We start from the raw sequence: 13,830 nt of genomic DNA on the forward strand, positions 1-13,830 counted from the left end.
TCAACTTCGGAGAAGCGCATTCAAAAATGTTGATTCTTGGCACTTACGGCGCGGCGTTGCGGGACAAAGAAAATGGCCAGTGTCAGCGGTTATCGACGCCTGAGTAAAGTTTTGCAAGGAAAAACCAGCAGGAACCGTTGCGTCGCATGCGTGGCCGTTTCTGTTGCGCAGAATTCGGCTGGAAGCCTTGAACTACTGTCGCCGGTTGCCCGAAAAACGCAACAGTCCCAAACATATCGTAATAAGATCACTGTGATCTTTTTACCTTTTAGTTAAACCGTCTCAGCTTGGCAAAAAAGTTTATAAAAACTGTATTTTGAGCACCATGAGTGATCAAAATACAGGAAAACTGAACCTTCTGCTGGCCGAACTGGGCGACACGCGCCTGATATCGAGTCGCTGGCTGCGGGCACACGGCTACTCCAACAGCCTCGTCGCGCGCTATGTGAGCAGCGGCTGGCTGGTGTCGTCTGTACGCGGCGTCTACATGCGCAAGGGCGGCCGCCTGCAATGGGAGGGCGTGGTTCGCAGCTTGCAGGTTGGGGAGGGGATGCCGCTGCATGTCGGCGGCCGCTTCGCACTGAGCCTGCAGGGGCACGAGCACTACCTGCGTCTGGGCGATGCCGGAACAATCACCCTGTATGGGCCGGAGCGGCCACCGGGTTGGCTCGGCAAGCTGCCGTTGGAGCAGCGTTTCGAGTTCCTGAGCAGGGGGCCGTTCGATCTGCCTCCCTTGTCGTTCACGGCGGAGGTATCCGGGAAGACGCTGTCCGAGCAAGGGCTGGCCTGGCACCGGGCCGCGCCTGGCACCGATGCCCTGGTCTGCTCCACGCCCGAACGAGCCATGCTGGAGCTGTGCGATAGCGTCTCGGATGCAGCGCTGGTCTACGAGGCCGATGCGCTGATGCAGGCCTTGACCACGCTGCGGCCGCAGCGGGTCGGCCTGTTGCTGTGTCACTGCCGCAGCATCAAGGCCAAACGGCTGTTCCTGGCGCTGGCCGAGCGCCATCGGCATGCGTGGCTGTCGCACGTGCCACTGCATGGAGTCGATCTGGGCCGGGGAAAGCGCGCACTGGTGCCTGGCGGGCGCCTGCATCCGACCTACCAGATCACCCTGCCGGGAGACCTTGATGAACACCTGGCTTGACCATTGGGACCGGCGCTACACCGACCGCGTGCGGCTGCTGGTCGAGATCCTGCCGGTGCTGGCACAGGAGCCGCGCTTCGCGCTCAAGGGCGGCACGGCCATCAACCTGTTCGAGCACGATCTGCCGCGGCTGTCGGTAGACATCGATCTGGCCTGGCTGCCGGTGCATGACTATGCCGAGGATGCAAGGCTGATTGCGGAAGCGCTCGGGCGACTGGCCGATGTGCTGCGCGCCCGCCCTCTGCAGTTGCAGTTGTCGGCAGGCGAGGGCGCAGGCGTCACGCGACTGGTGGCCAGTCGCGGCCGTGCGCGTGTGCAGATCGAGACGACGCCGGTTATGCGCGGCACGGTGCATCCGGCGCGGAACATGGTGGTGCGCCCGAGGGTCGAGGAGGCTTTTGGCTTCGCCTCGCTGCAGGTGCTGAACTTTGCCGACCTCTATGCCGGCAAGCTGGCCGCGGCATTGTCGAGGCAGCATCCGCGCGATCTTTTCGATGTCGGCTTGTTGCTGGAAGACGAACGGGCGGATCAGGGGTTTGCGCGCGTAATTCTCATCCACTAAACAGATGGCTTGTTGATGCGAGCGACCAATCCGTCCACGCGTGACAAGAACTGTTCGAGGATCGGCGAAGTATTGCTGGCGCTGTAACCAATCACCAGGTCGATGGTGGGGACGTCGCCAGCGAGTGGTCGGCTGATCACGGACCATGGCATCAGATCCTGTACATAGGCCGGAATCAGGGTGACGCCACGCATCGAGGCGATCAGCGACATCACCATTGCCGGATTGTCCACGCTTTGGGCGATTTCGACTTCGACACCCGACCGATGCAGATAGGCGTCAATGACCTGGCGCAATACTTTCGCCTTGTCGGCCATCGCGATGAACTTCTCGTGCCGCAGTTCTTCGGGGGAAATTTCTACTTTCGCCGTCAACCGATGATCGCTGGGCAGCAGCACGACGAGCGGCTCTTTGCGAACCACCTTGTATTCGAGGTCGTAACCGGGCTCGGCGCGCATGAAGGCCAGGTCCAGTTTTCCATGCGCGACTGCGGTTGCCAGCTCCGTGGAGTAGTCGCTGGATACCGCCACTTCGATGTTGGGCAATTCCTGGCGCAGCAGTTGCATGGCATCCGGTAGCCACGTCATTTCTTGCCCGGTCAGGAAGCCCAACGCAAAACGCGGCTTTGAAGGCTGCGCAGCGCGTCGTGCCGCTTCCATAGCCGCGTCCACTTGGGCCAGCGCCAGCCGCGCATGGTCGATGAACGCTTTTCCCGCCTCGGTCAGTTCAACGCCACGCGCGTTGCGATTGAGCAGATCCACGCCCACCTGATCTTCCAGGTCGCGTATCTGCCGGCTCAACGATGGCTGCGAAGTATAGAGCCGCTTCTCGGCGGCCTCGGTGAGGCTACCGGCTTCAGCCACCGCAACGAAATACCGCAGATGGCGCAATTCCATTGAGTTTTCTCCCATGCCTGACAGGCATGCCGGCCTGCAAACAAAGTCTTTTTCGTCGAGGCGGTTGGCCCGTAGATTTGCATCCGTGGTCACCGCATATCCTCATCCATCGATGCAATCCATGCGTTTCAACGATACCTTACAGGAGTTTTTCCATGAGCCGTCCCGTTGTTCTCATCACCGGCGCGCTGACCGGGATTGGCCGCGCTACCGCTCTCGCTTTTGCCCATTCCGGGGCGAGTCTGGTCGTCTCCGGGCGTCGCAACGCCGAAGGCGTGGCGCTTGAAGCCGAACTTCAGAAGCTGGGCGCCGAGGCCGTGTTCGTGCAGGCCGACGTTCGCCACGACGATGAAGTCCGCAACCTCGTCGACCAGGCCGTCACCCGTTTCGGTCGTCTTGATGTGGCTGTCAACAATGCCGGCACCGAAGGTACGCCCGGTCCCATCACCGAGGTGACGGCCGAGAAATATGCCGCCACGTTCGACACCAACACGTTGGGCGTGCTGCTGAGCTTGAAGCACGAGCTGCGGGTGATGACCGCCCAAGGCATGGGAAGCGTCATCAATATCTCCTCGACCTACGGCCACGAAGGCGCGGCCTACGCGACGCTGTATTCGGGCAGCAAGCACGCGGTGGAGGGCGTCACCAGGTCGGCCGCGCTCGAAGTGGCGGGCAACGGCGTGCGAGTGAATGCCGTGGCGCCGGGACCGACCGACACCGGCATGCTGGACCGCTTTACGGGTACGCCGGAGAACAAGGCCGCATTGGCTGGCAAGGTGCCGCTGGCGCGCGTAGGCCAGCCCGACGACATCGCCGCGGCCGTGCTGTACCTGGCTTCCGAAGGCGCTGCGTTCATCACCGGCCAGGTCCTCACCGTTGATGGCGGAAAGACGGCGGGTTGATCCCGTCGTTGCTTCCCGAGACTCAGGAGCATTCCCATGAACAATCTCTCCGGCAAGACCGCCTTGGTCACAGGCGCTTCGCGTGGTATCGGCCGTGCCAGTGCATTGGCCCTGGCGAAACAAGGCGCGCAGGTGTTGGTCCATTACAGCAGCGGTGCCAGGGAAGCCGATGCGGTTGTCGCAGAAATCCGCCAGGCCGGCGGCAAGGCTGAAAAGATCGCCGCCGACCTGCGCCTGGCCGATGGGCCACATCAACTCGCCCAATACACGCGCGACATCATTGGAGGTCGCCTCGACATCCTGGTGGCCAACGCGGGCATCTCGCGTGCGGCGTCGATCGAGGACACCACGGTGGCCGATTTCGACGATCTGTTTGCGGTGAACGTGCGTGCGCCATTCTTCCTCGTCCAGCAACTGCTGCCGGTGATGTGCAAGGGCAGCAGCGTGGTGCTGTTGTCTTCGTTGGCCGCGCAATCGGCTATTGGCACGCTGGCGGCGTATTCGGCGACCAAGGGCGCTATCGACACCCTGGTCAAGCACTTCGCCGCGGCCTTGGGCGAACGCGGCATCCGGGTCAGTGCGGTGGCGCCGGGCATCGTGCCTACAGACATGTCGAACTTCACCAGGACCGAGGCCGGGCGGAATTTCGCCCTCGGTATCCAGGCGCTCAAGCGCATGGCCGAACCGGACGACGTCGCCGCCGCCGTGGCGTTCCTGGCTTCCGACGAGGCGCGCTGGATCACCGGCGACACCCTGCACGTCGACGGCGGATCGAAGCTCTGATCTGCTCTTCTCTCAAACACAAAGGAAACACGATGAAGCTCTATCACTCCAGCGGTTCGCCCAATGCGCGCCGCGTTCGTATCCTGGCGGCGGAAAAAGGCCTGGATATCGAACTGGTTTCCGTCGATCTCGGATCGAAGGAGCCGTTCTCGGAACGCTACCGCGCCATCAATCCGCGCGCTGTCGTGCCGACGCTCGTGCTCGATGACGGCACGGCCATCGGCGAGGCGCCGGTGATCATGCGTTACCTCGATGATGCTTTTCCGCAAGCGAGCCTGTTCGGCACGACCCCGGAAGAAAAGGCCGTTGTGGCCATTCGTATACCCGCCTTCGAACAGTTCACCGAAGAGTTGAAAACCCTTGCGGTCTGCCGCAGGTAGCACTCTTGATATGCGTTCGCCAGTAGTGCGCACCCGTTTGGACAATGAAGCAACAGAGACGCGCCGAACCTCGCCTTCCAGACTGGTATGCGAGTCTTGGCGGTAGTGGATTGAAAAAAGTAAAGTGTTGACATTTTGGGTGTGGCACCCTAGACTCCATTTCATGGAAACCGATCACAACCCTGCTACCGTCTCTCTGGCCGACTTTCGGGCGAATACCTTGACCGGTGTCGTACAGCACGAGATCGAGCGAATGATCCTGAGCGGTGAGCTCAAGCCGGGGCAGCGGCTGAATGAAAAGGCTGTTGCCGACAAGCTTTCCGTGAGCCGCGGTCCCGTGCGGGAAGCGTGCCGTTCGCTGGCCGAACTCGGGCTCGTATATCTGATCCCGCAAAGGGGCGTATTCATCCAGCGCGTGACGCGCGATGACGCCATCGAAGTCTACGATCTGCGTGCGGGGCTTACCGCGTTGGCCGCATCACTGCTCGCGCCAATCCTGACGCAAGAAATGGCGAATCAACTCGATGCGTACGTCGATCAGATGCAGGAAGCCGCGGAGAAAGGCGACTTCTCGCGCTTCGATCCGTTGAATCTCGAGTTCCATGATTACATGGTGCGGTCGACCGGCAATTCGCGGCTGACCAAGCTCTATCGCGGCTTCGTCAAGGAATTTCATCTGTTCCGCGTGCACGGACTGGTTCAGCGCGGCGCGCTGCTACAGTCGAACGAAGAGCATCGCGAGATCGTCAGTGCCCTGAAGTCGGGGAATGCGACCCTTAGCTACGAAACGAGCTTCAGTCACGTGTCGAAGGGCAAGGAACGTATGCTCATGGCGCTGGACGGGATGGCGAAGGCAGGTGCGGATGAGGATCGTCAGGAGGCCGGTAACAGGATCGCCTGACGAAGTGGAGCGGCGCAAGCCGTTGGCGATTCTCAACATCTGATAGATCAATCTAGATGAGTGCTTAACCAGTAGTTGGGCATAGTCGAATTATTTTGTACTACGTATTAGTAGTAGTGCGAAAAATAAACTTTTGACTGCTGTGCTCAGGTTTTCACATCAACCTACGGCAATTTTTCCTATGCTTGAACTATCACTGGCTTGCCAGATTACCGATCGAACCCGCGCGCTGCTTGACGGAAAGGTCGCGATCGAAGGTTGCAAGATCAATTTTGTGAGGGGTCCCGCCGAAGAGCTTTTTCAGCGCGCGTTTCGTCACGCCGAATTCGACATCTCGGAGTTATCGCTGGGCACACATCTGCTGACTACGGCGCGTGACACGAGCAGCTATATCGGCGTGCCAGTGTTTTTGTCGAGATCGTTCCGGCATTCCGCGATCTACGTGCGCACTGATCGCGGTATCGATTCTCCGCAAGCCCTCAAGGGCTGTCGCATCGGTGTACCCGATTTTCAGCAAACTGCGGGAATCTGGGTGCGCGGCATGCTCGGTGACGAGTACGGTGTCGGGAGTCGCGACGTGAGTTGGGTCGTCGGTGGGCTCGAGCAGGCGGGGCGTGAGGCACGGGTGCCGTACAGCCTGCCGGACGATATCCGCATCGAGCCGATCGGCGCGGACCAGACGCTCTCGAGATTGCTTGACGCTGGAGATATCGATGCCGTAATCGCGCCGAAGTCGCCGTCGTGCTTCGGTCGCAACGAGCGCGTTCGGCGGCTCTTTCCAGACTTCAGGAGCGACGAGGAAGCGTGGTTTGGCAAGACGGGCCTGTTTCCACCCATGCACATGCTCGGCATCCGCCGTACGCTTGTTGAGCAGCATCCTTGGCTGCCGGTCAACGTATACGCAGCATTCAGGAAATCACGGGACCTGGCGTTGGCTGAACTTGCGGTCACCGACACGTTGCGCGTCATGCATCCGTGGATCACTTCCGAATTCGAGCGTGTGAAATCGGTGATGGGTAACGACTACTGGCGCTACGGCGTGAAGGAGAATCGCGCCGATCTCGATACGTTGCAGCGTTACGCAAGAAGCGACGGCCTGATTCATGAGGAGGTGCCGATGGAGCGGCTTTTCGCTACCAGTACGTTCGACGGATTCAATTTCTAAACGACTAAAGAGCGCCAAAAAAACCAGGAGACGATGTGATGAGAAGGAGACTTGGAACAGCTGGCGTCATGTGGGGGATCTGCGCTGCGCTGATCTCTACATATGCCGCACACGCCCACGCAGCCGACGCGTGGCAGCCGCATCGACCGATTGAGATTGTCGTGCCGAGCGCGCCAGGCGGCGGACTCGATCTCGTGGCCCGCACGCTTCAGAGCGTCATTCAGCAGGAAAAGCTGTCGAGCAAACCGGTCACGGTAATGAACCGACCGGGCGGCGGCGGCACGGTCAGCATCGCGTACATCAATTCGCACGAAGGTGACGGCCATTACGTCACCGTCCAGGCGCTGCCCTTGATTACGAACCGCATCACCGGACTCAGCACCGTGGGCATCGACGATGTGACACCGCTGGCCGTGTTGGTCACGGAGCAAGTGGTGTTCTCTGCGCCCGGCGATTCGCCGATCAAGTCAGGCGCGGATCTGATCCAGATGCTGAAGAAGGATCCCTCGTCCGTCACGATGGGTGTGTCGAGTTCGCCGGGTGGCCAGAGCCACGATGCAGCGGCGCTTGTCGTCAAGAGCGTGGGTCAGGACCCGAAGAAGATGAAAGTGGTGTTCTTCGACTCGGGTGGCGAGGCAATGACCGCGCTGATGGGCGGGCACGTCACCATCTCCGCGACACCGGCCGGCGTCGTGCTCGGGCCGAGCCAGGCGGGCCGTGTGCGCCTGATTGCAATTTCCGGCGACAAACGTGAAGACGGCGCGCTGGCGACGGTGCCGACCTGGAAGGAGCAGGGCGCGAACGTCGACTTCACGACGTGGCGCGTACTCGTTGGCCCGAAGAACATGACGCCCGCGGAGATCGCCTGGTGGGACAACGTACTGCAGAAAGCGACTGCGTCGCCGCTATGGGCGGTAGCCGTCAAGCGCAATCTATGGACCGCCGACTATCAGAACAGCACGCAGACACGTGCTTTTCTTCACGGCGAGCGTGATCGCCTCAGCCCGTTGCTGACCGATCTCGGTCTCGCTAAATAACGCGCTTTTCTTTAACCCGTAGCACCTACCGACATGGAGAACCATATGTCACGCATCGTTCACCTCGCAGTCAAGGTCGATGATCTCGAGGCGGCCACACGTTTCTACTCGGAAGTGTTCGGCTTCACGGAAGTGAAGACCGGGCGTAACCGCGAACACATCTCGCGCCACATGACGGATGGCCACATCGATTTCACGTTGATGAAGTACGACAGCGAAGATTCACATGAAGCGCAGCTGGCCGGGGCCGGTCCGCGCCTGCATCACTGGGGCGTCACGGTCGACGACCAGGAAGCTGCTGCTGAGCGGATCAAGAAGTACGGCGGCGAGATCCTGTCCGCGAAGGGCGAGGGCGCGCTCAAGTTCCGCGCGCCGGATGGCACGATTGCCGAAGTCGTGAAGCCCGGCCGCTACAACGAAAAGTGAAGCGCCGGACATAAGGCGCGAGTGGTATCGGCAGCACGCAGCAGAGGACGGGTAATCCGCAGCGGTTTGCGCGACCTCGCTTGCTATACGGACCGGCGGCGACTGCCTTTCTGGCGGTCGTGCCGGGGTCGAACTGGAGGAGACATGAAAAGCATCAAGGGCGATGCGTGGCTCGCATTTTGCGTGATCGCGCTGGCCGCCGTCTATCTATACATGGACATGCGATTGCCGGAAGTCAGACTGAGCGACCCGCTCGGCCCGAAGGCGTTTCCGGCACTCGTCGGTGTGGGGCTGATCGCGTCGGCATTGGTGTTACTGCTTGAAGGACGCAGCAGGAACCGCTCGCACGCGCATACCGATACGCCTGAAAAACCGGCCGCAAAACGGGCCGCAGGACCGGCCGCCGAAGTGGCTCATGCAGATAAGGCGCATGAATCGAAAAACCATCCGCTCATCCTGACCGGAATGGTGGCATGGACAGCGCTCTACTACCTGGTTTTCGAGCGTGCCGGATATCTGCTTGCTACTTCGGTCTTCCTGTTCGGTCTGCTCATCTATTTCAATCGCAACCGCTTCAAGACGAATCTCGCGATCGCGCTGGGTGTCACGGTGTTTTTCGATCTGCTGTTCTCCCAGCTTCTCGGTGTTCCGATGCCGACGGGCTTCCTCCCCTTCTGAGGCGCTCGCATCATGGACAGTTTGCACGGCATTCTGCACGGACTCGCGGTCGCCGCGACGCCTATGCATCTTCTCTACACGCTTATTGGCGTGTTCATCGGCACGATGATCAGCCACCTGCCGGGCATCGGTCCGTCGGCCGGCATCGCGTTGCTGATTCCGGTTACCTTCGGCATGGACCCGACCTCCGCGCTGATGATGCTCACTGGCATCTACTACGGCTGCATGTATGGCGGCGCGGTGACGGCCATTCTGTTAAACACGCCCGGCGACGCGGCAGCGGTGATGACCGTGCTCGACGGCTACCCTCTCGCGAGAAAGGGCCGTGCGGCAGCAACGCTGGCGATTGCGGCGGTCAGCTCGTTCATCGCCGGGATGATGGGTGTAACCGCGCTCTCGTTCGTCGCAGCGCCACTCGCGGCCGTCGCGTTGCATTTCGGCCCTGCAGAATATTTCGCCTTAATCTGTTTTGCGCTCTCGACCGTCGGCGCGCTGACCGGCGATTCGTTAGCCAGGGGCATGATGGCCGTGTTCATGGGACTCGGTCTCGCGACGGTCGGCATCGACCTGCAAAGCGGCGTCCCGCGCTTCACGCTCGGTTTGACACAGTTGCAGGACCGCGTGAACTTCCTGGTCGTGGTGGTGGGCCTCTTTGCGATCTCGGAGGTGAGCCGGATGGTTGAGGGTACGCTTGGCGGCACGATGCATACGGTGCGGGTAGAAGGCAAGCTGTGGTTCACCCGCAATGAGTGGCACCGCGCTCGTCCGGCGATCTTCCGCGGCTCGATTGTCGGTTTCATCTGCGGTGCGGCGCCCGGCCTCGGCGGCACGCTTGCGGCGATGCTCTCGTATGTGCTGGAGAAGAAAATCTCGAAGCATCCTGAGGAGTTTGGTCACGGCGCGATCGAAGGCGTCGCGGCGCCGGAGGCGGCGACCAATGCGGATACGTGCGGGGCGTTCGTGCATTTGCTGGCGCTTGGCGTTCCCGGCTCCGGTGCGACAGCCGTGATCATGGGTGCGTTCATCATGTACGGCATCCAGCCGGGTCCGATGTTGTTCCATACGCAGCCGGATCTCGTGTGGGGGCTGATCGCGAGCATGTATATCGGCAACATCATGCTGCTGGTGCTCAACTTGCCACTGGTCGGGATCTTGTCGCGCATTCTGTATGTGCCTCCCGGCGTGCTTTTGTGTGTGATTCTCGTGATCGCGTCGGCAGGGGTTTATTCGTTCAATACTGACGTTTTCGATCTGTTCCTCGCGCTCTTTTTCGGCATCTTCGGTTACGCGTTCCGCAAGTTCGACATTCCGAAGGCGCCGTTACTGTTCGGCCTGATCCTGGGTCATACGCTCGAGCAGTCGTTCCGTCAGGCACTGACGATTTCGGGTGGCGATTCGAGCACGTTCGTACGCAGTCCCATCGCGGCCGGCCTGCTCGCGTGCGCGGCAATCAGCGTGATCGCATCGGTCTGGAGCCGCCGTAAACGGTCGGCAAAGCTGCTGCACGAAGCTGAGGAGCAGATTGCGGAGCATCGGCTCGCCAACGAGCGGCATTGAACGGGGCGCCGCCCGGCGAGCGTCCAGATCTCGGACAACAAAGGTAGACCGACATGCAAACGGTGGTGAAGCGTGAAGCAACCGATGTCTCGTTGCTGCAGATTCTGCTGCTGTTTGCGCGGGTCGGCTTGACCAGCTTCGGGGGCGGGCTGTCCGCGTGGATCTATCGCGAGGTCGTCACACGGCGTGGCTGGCTGACAGATGCCGAGTTTCTCGGCGCACTCACGCTCGGGCAGATCCTGCCCGGTTCCAACGTGGTCAATCTGTCGATCTACGTGGGCTACCGGATGAAAGGCGCAATCGGCAGCGTAGTAGCGGTCACCTCGCTGCTCGTGCCGCCGATGGTTGCAATCGTGCTGCTCGCGACGATATTTCACGAGTTTGCCCAGCTTGCGTGGCTACATCGATTTCTCGAAGGGGTCGCCGCTGCTGCGGTCGGCATGACCGCGTCGGTAGGCTTTCGCACGGCGCGTACGCTGCTTGCTGACGAGTGCTGGCCGCTGCTGCTGATCCTGGCCGTGTTCCTCGCGGTCGGTGTCCTGCGCTGGCCGCTCGTGCCGGTCGCGATCGTCGCGGGTGCGGTCGGCCTGGTCGTTGCTTCGAGGGGCGGTTAGCATGCGCGACAATCTGTATTTGCAACTGATTGTCGTGTTTGTGCCGCTTTCGCTGCTGTCGCTTGGCGGCGGCCAGAGTATCGTCGCCGACATCAACCAGCAAGCCGTGGCGATTCACGGCTGGGTGACGCAGGCCGAGTTTGTCGATCTGTTTGCCATATCGCGGGCTGCACCCGGGCCTGGCGCGCTGCTGACTACGCTGATCGGCTGGAAAGCGGCTGGCTGGCCTGGCGCAGTCGTTGCGTCGTTAGCGCTGTTTGTCCCGTCGTCGGTCCTTGCGTACGGCGCGACGCTTGCGTGGACGCGGCACCATCAGCACCCGTGGCATCGAACGGCCGAGCGCGGACTTGCGCCTGTGGCGACCGGGCTGATCCTCGCGAGCGCGTTCTCTGTGCTGCGTTCGTCGTCCACGACGTGGATGATCTGGGGCCTCGCGGCCATCGCGCTGGTGGTGTTCGTGGCGCGGCCCAGGATGAATCCGCTCGTCGTGCTCTTTGCGGCTGGGCTCGTGCATGCCGGTCTCGGCGCGATGTTTTGAGGGGTGGATGTTCATGGAACTCTACGGCAGACGTAGTTCGATTAACGTGCAGAAAGTGCTCTGGTGCCTTGCCGAACTCAGTTTGATTGAAGGACGAGACTTTCAACGCATTGACGCGGGCCTGCAGTTCGGCGTGGTGAATACGCCCGAGTTCCTGGCGCTGAATCCGAACGGCCTCGTGCCTACGCTCGTCGACGGTGACGTTGTGTTGTGGGAGTCGAACACCATTGTTCGCTATCTTGCGTCATCACGAGGGGCGGGTGCATTGTTGCCGGTCGATCCGGCGGCACGTGCTGAAGTCGAGCGCTGGATGGACTGGCAACTGGGGACGCTTTGGGCGACGTTGCGGGTCGCGTTTCTGGGTCTCACGCGGGTGCCGGAAGCTGAGCGCAATTACGACGCGATCAAGACCTCGCATCGGGAAGCCGCTCGTCTGCTTCGAATTGCGGACGACGCGCTGTGCCACCGGCTCTTTCTCGCGCAGCGGCGTTTTACGGTCGCGGATATAGGCGTCGCGCTGGCTGCGGTGCGCTGGTTCGACCTGGCGGAGCAGTTCGCCGATGTTTTCGGGACCTACGCTGAACTGCCGTTCCTGAGGGACTGGCTGGGAAGAATGACCGATCGTCCGGCATATCGCGTGGCCGTGCGGCAATGACGACGGAGTGATGCGGTGCCGACGCGGCACACGTGTCGACCATTCGAACCGTTGTCGGCGCCGGCGGCGATGAGCTCGAAATGGCAGAGATGTAGAAAAGTAAAGTGTTGACATTACGCATTCGACAATCTAGACTCGATTTCATGGACCTTGATTAAAAGCCGGGCGTGTGTTTTTCAACTCTGAGTGGCGAACGCTTGGGCTTCCTGATGAACGAAAGGCCCAACGCCACTTGAGGCGCATGTCAATGCAGTGCAAGGAGCCGCAGAAAAGGACAACACCTCGTGCTTCGAACGGTTCAAGTCTTGAGGTCCGCAATGGCCTCGTGCGCTCGATAGCCAATTCGCGGCCAGGCGAGCTGCAAAGCAGGATGGTCAAAGCGGTTTGTCTGCAGGCACCCGTGCGGCGAGGCGCGCACGCGGCGGATAGCCAGACGCGGCATCGGCAGTAACTCAGCGATGCCGTTTCATCAGGCAAGTAGTAAAGGCTAATCAATAAAAATAGGCATCCTAATCATAAGAAGATTCCGGATCCGGGAGAGCCTGTGCAATCGCTAAGGCTATTTAAGATTGAAAACAATCAGGAGACGTCATGCGTCGTATTTCGAAGCTTGCGGTTCTTGTAGTCGTAGGAGCAGTTGCGCTGACCAGTGCTTCCTGGGCTAGTGCTCAGTCCCGTTACAAGCTTGTCAAGACAATCGATCTGCCAGGAAATGGAGGGCATGGCGATTGGGTGGCTTTCGATCCCCAGACTCATACCGCCTGGATCGTGCAGTCGCCCGACCACAATATCGTGGTCATTGATGCAGACAAGCTTGCCGTCAAGGCTGTGATCGGGGGCATCGAGGATGGTAACGGTATCGCCGTCGGCGACAAGTATGCGTTCGTTGCCGATGCCACCGCCAATAAACTGGTTGTCATCGACAAGAACATCTTGAAGCAGGTAGCGAGTGTCGACACTGGTGGCAAAAAATCCGATGGCGTGACGATAGACACGCAAAACGGCAAGGTTTTTGTTGCCAATGACGATAGCAATACCGAAACAGTATTCGAGGGTGATGCGCCATTCACGCGCATCGGCAACATTGAGCTGCGCCCTCAACCCGCCAAAGATGGTCCGGACGTCAACCTCTACGTACCGGGCCTGGATCGTATTTACCAGCCCGTCGACAATGTTGTCGACGTGATTGATCCGAACTCCAGTCAGGTCGTTGCGGTATGGGATTTCCATCTCAGGAAAGCGGCCAAGCCCATGGTTTACGACAGTCAGGCAGGGCATCTGATTATCGGTAGCCGCGACAAGAAAATACTGATCGTCGACCCAGACGGCAAGCTGGTCGACAGCATCCCTTTCGAGGGCGGCGATATCGATCAAATTGCTGTAGACGTGGCGGCCCGCCGGGTCTTCGTTGGCGACAAGATTGGAAGCGCTGAGGTAGTCGATCTCGACGCGAAGCAGGTGGTCGATCATCTGAAGACCGAAAAGAACGCGCACACATTGGCCGTCGATCCGGCCACCCACCGCATCTTTGTATATCTCGACACCAGCAACAAGGTTGCCGTGTACGAACCTGTTTGACCGGATTTTTG

At 60.4% G+C, this 13,830-nt stretch carries 15 protein-coding genes and 1 pseudogene; 15 read left to right on the forward strand and 1 reads right to left on the reverse strand.

What is annotated here, in order from left to right; translation table 11 throughout:
- Positions 1 to 325 precede the first annotated feature (325 nt).
- Together P3T16_RS17505 and P3T16_RS17510 are read left to right on the forward strand one after the other, a co-directional pair.
- On the forward strand, positions 326 to 1,147 hold the full coding sequence (locus P3T16_RS17505) for a type IV toxin-antitoxin system AbiEi family antitoxin domain-containing protein (RefSeq protein ID WP_429343218.1): 822 nt from the start codon (positions 326 to 328) through the stop codon (positions 1,145 to 1,147).
- Positions 1,131 to 1,706, forward strand: a pseudogene (locus P3T16_RS17510) (nucleotidyl transferase AbiEii/AbiGii toxin family protein); the annotation flags it as partial. The gene P3T16_RS17505 and the pseudogene P3T16_RS17510, both read left to right, overlap by 17 nt.
- Here the strand turns inward: P3T16_RS17510 and P3T16_RS17515 are convergent.
- The gene (locus tag P3T16_RS17515; RefSeq protein ID WP_429343355.1) at positions 1,706 to 2,605 is read right to left on the reverse strand and encodes a LysR family transcriptional regulator; all 900 of its coding nucleotides are present in this window, start codon (positions 2,603 to 2,605) and stop codon (positions 1,706 to 1,708) included. The pseudogene P3T16_RS17510 and the gene P3T16_RS17515 overlap by 1 nt on opposite strands.
- A 155-nt stretch (positions 2,606 to 2,760) precedes the next feature.
- On the opposite strand from P3T16_RS17515, the gene P3T16_RS17520 reads away from it, so the two are divergent.
- The 13 genes from P3T16_RS17520 (at position 2,761) to P3T16_RS17580 (ending at position 13,819) form a co-directional block, all read left to right on the forward strand.
- Complete coding sequence (locus P3T16_RS17520; RefSeq protein WP_429343219.1) at positions 2,761 to 3,507, forward strand: SDR family NAD(P)-dependent oxidoreductase; 747 nt, start codon at positions 2,761 to 2,763, stop codon at positions 3,505 to 3,507.
- Between the two features lie 36 nt (positions 3,508 to 3,543).
- Positions 3,544 to 4,290 (forward strand): SDR family NAD(P)-dependent oxidoreductase, encoded by a 747-nt coding sequence (locus tag P3T16_RS17525; RefSeq protein WP_429343220.1) that lies wholly within the window; start codon positions 3,544 to 3,546, stop codon positions 4,288 to 4,290.
- Between the two features lie 32 nt (positions 4,291 to 4,322).
- The gene (locus tag P3T16_RS17530) at positions 4,323 to 4,670 is read left to right on the forward strand and encodes a glutathione S-transferase N-terminal domain-containing protein (RefSeq protein WP_429343221.1); all 348 of its coding nucleotides are present in this window, start codon (positions 4,323 to 4,325) and stop codon (positions 4,668 to 4,670) included.
- A gap of 163 nt (positions 4,671 to 4,833) precedes the next feature.
- A complete protein-coding gene (locus tag P3T16_RS17535) occupies positions 4,834 to 5,571 on the forward strand; it encodes a GntR family transcriptional regulator (protein WP_429343222.1) in 738 nt (245 codons plus the stop codon).
- A 181-nt stretch (positions 5,572 to 5,752) separates the two neighbouring features.
- On the forward strand, positions 5,753 to 6,736 hold the full coding sequence (locus P3T16_RS17540; RefSeq protein WP_429343223.1) for an ABC transporter substrate-binding protein: 984 nt from the start codon (positions 5,753 to 5,755) through the stop codon (positions 6,734 to 6,736).
- Between the two features lie 38 nt (positions 6,737 to 6,774).
- Positions 6,775 to 7,773 carry a tripartite tricarboxylate transporter substrate binding protein gene (locus P3T16_RS17545; RefSeq protein ID WP_429343224.1) on the forward strand — a complete coding sequence of 333 codons (999 nt, stop codon included), beginning with the start codon at positions 6,775 to 6,777 and terminating at the stop codon, positions 7,771 to 7,773.
- 45 nt (positions 7,774 to 7,818) lie between these two features.
- Positions 7,819 to 8,199: a VOC family protein gene (locus P3T16_RS17550; protein ID WP_429343225.1), complete on the forward strand. Its 381-nt coding sequence runs from the start codon at positions 7,819 to 7,821 to the stop codon at positions 8,197 to 8,199.
- 144 nt (positions 8,200 to 8,343) lie between these two features.
- Positions 8,344 to 8,877: a tripartite tricarboxylate transporter TctB family protein gene (locus P3T16_RS17555; protein WP_429343226.1), complete on the forward strand. Its 534-nt coding sequence runs from the start codon at positions 8,344 to 8,346 to the stop codon at positions 8,875 to 8,877.
- Positions 8,878 to 8,889: 12 nt separating this feature from the next.
- Positions 8,890 to 10,434, forward strand: a complete 1,545-nt coding sequence (locus P3T16_RS17560; RefSeq protein ID WP_429343227.1) for a tripartite tricarboxylate transporter permease — start codon at positions 8,890 to 8,892, stop codon at positions 10,432 to 10,434.
- A 53-nt stretch (positions 10,435 to 10,487) separates the two neighbouring features.
- A complete protein-coding gene (locus P3T16_RS17565) occupies positions 10,488 to 11,048 on the forward strand; it encodes a chromate transporter (protein WP_429343228.1) in 561 nt (186 codons plus the stop codon).
- Position 11,049: 1 nt separating this feature from the next.
- Positions 11,050 to 11,586 (forward strand): chromate transporter, encoded by a 537-nt coding sequence (locus P3T16_RS17570; RefSeq protein ID WP_429343229.1) that lies wholly within the window; start codon positions 11,050 to 11,052, stop codon positions 11,584 to 11,586.
- 7 nt (positions 11,587 to 11,593) lie between these two features.
- Entirely contained in the window at positions 11,594 to 12,241 is a 648-nt protein-coding gene (locus P3T16_RS17575) for a glutathione S-transferase family protein (RefSeq protein ID WP_429343230.1), read from the forward strand.
- 591 nt (positions 12,242 to 12,832) lie between these two features.
- Complete coding sequence (locus P3T16_RS17580; protein WP_429343231.1) at positions 12,833 to 13,819, forward strand: YncE family protein; 987 nt, start codon at positions 12,833 to 12,835, stop codon at positions 13,817 to 13,819.
- The last annotated feature ends 11 nt before the right edge of the window (positions 13,820 to 13,830 follow it).

This window comes from Paraburkholderia sp. GAS42 (assembly GCF_050436565.1).
Classification (GTDB): Bacteria; Pseudomonadota; Gammaproteobacteria; order Burkholderiales; family Burkholderiaceae; genus Paraburkholderia.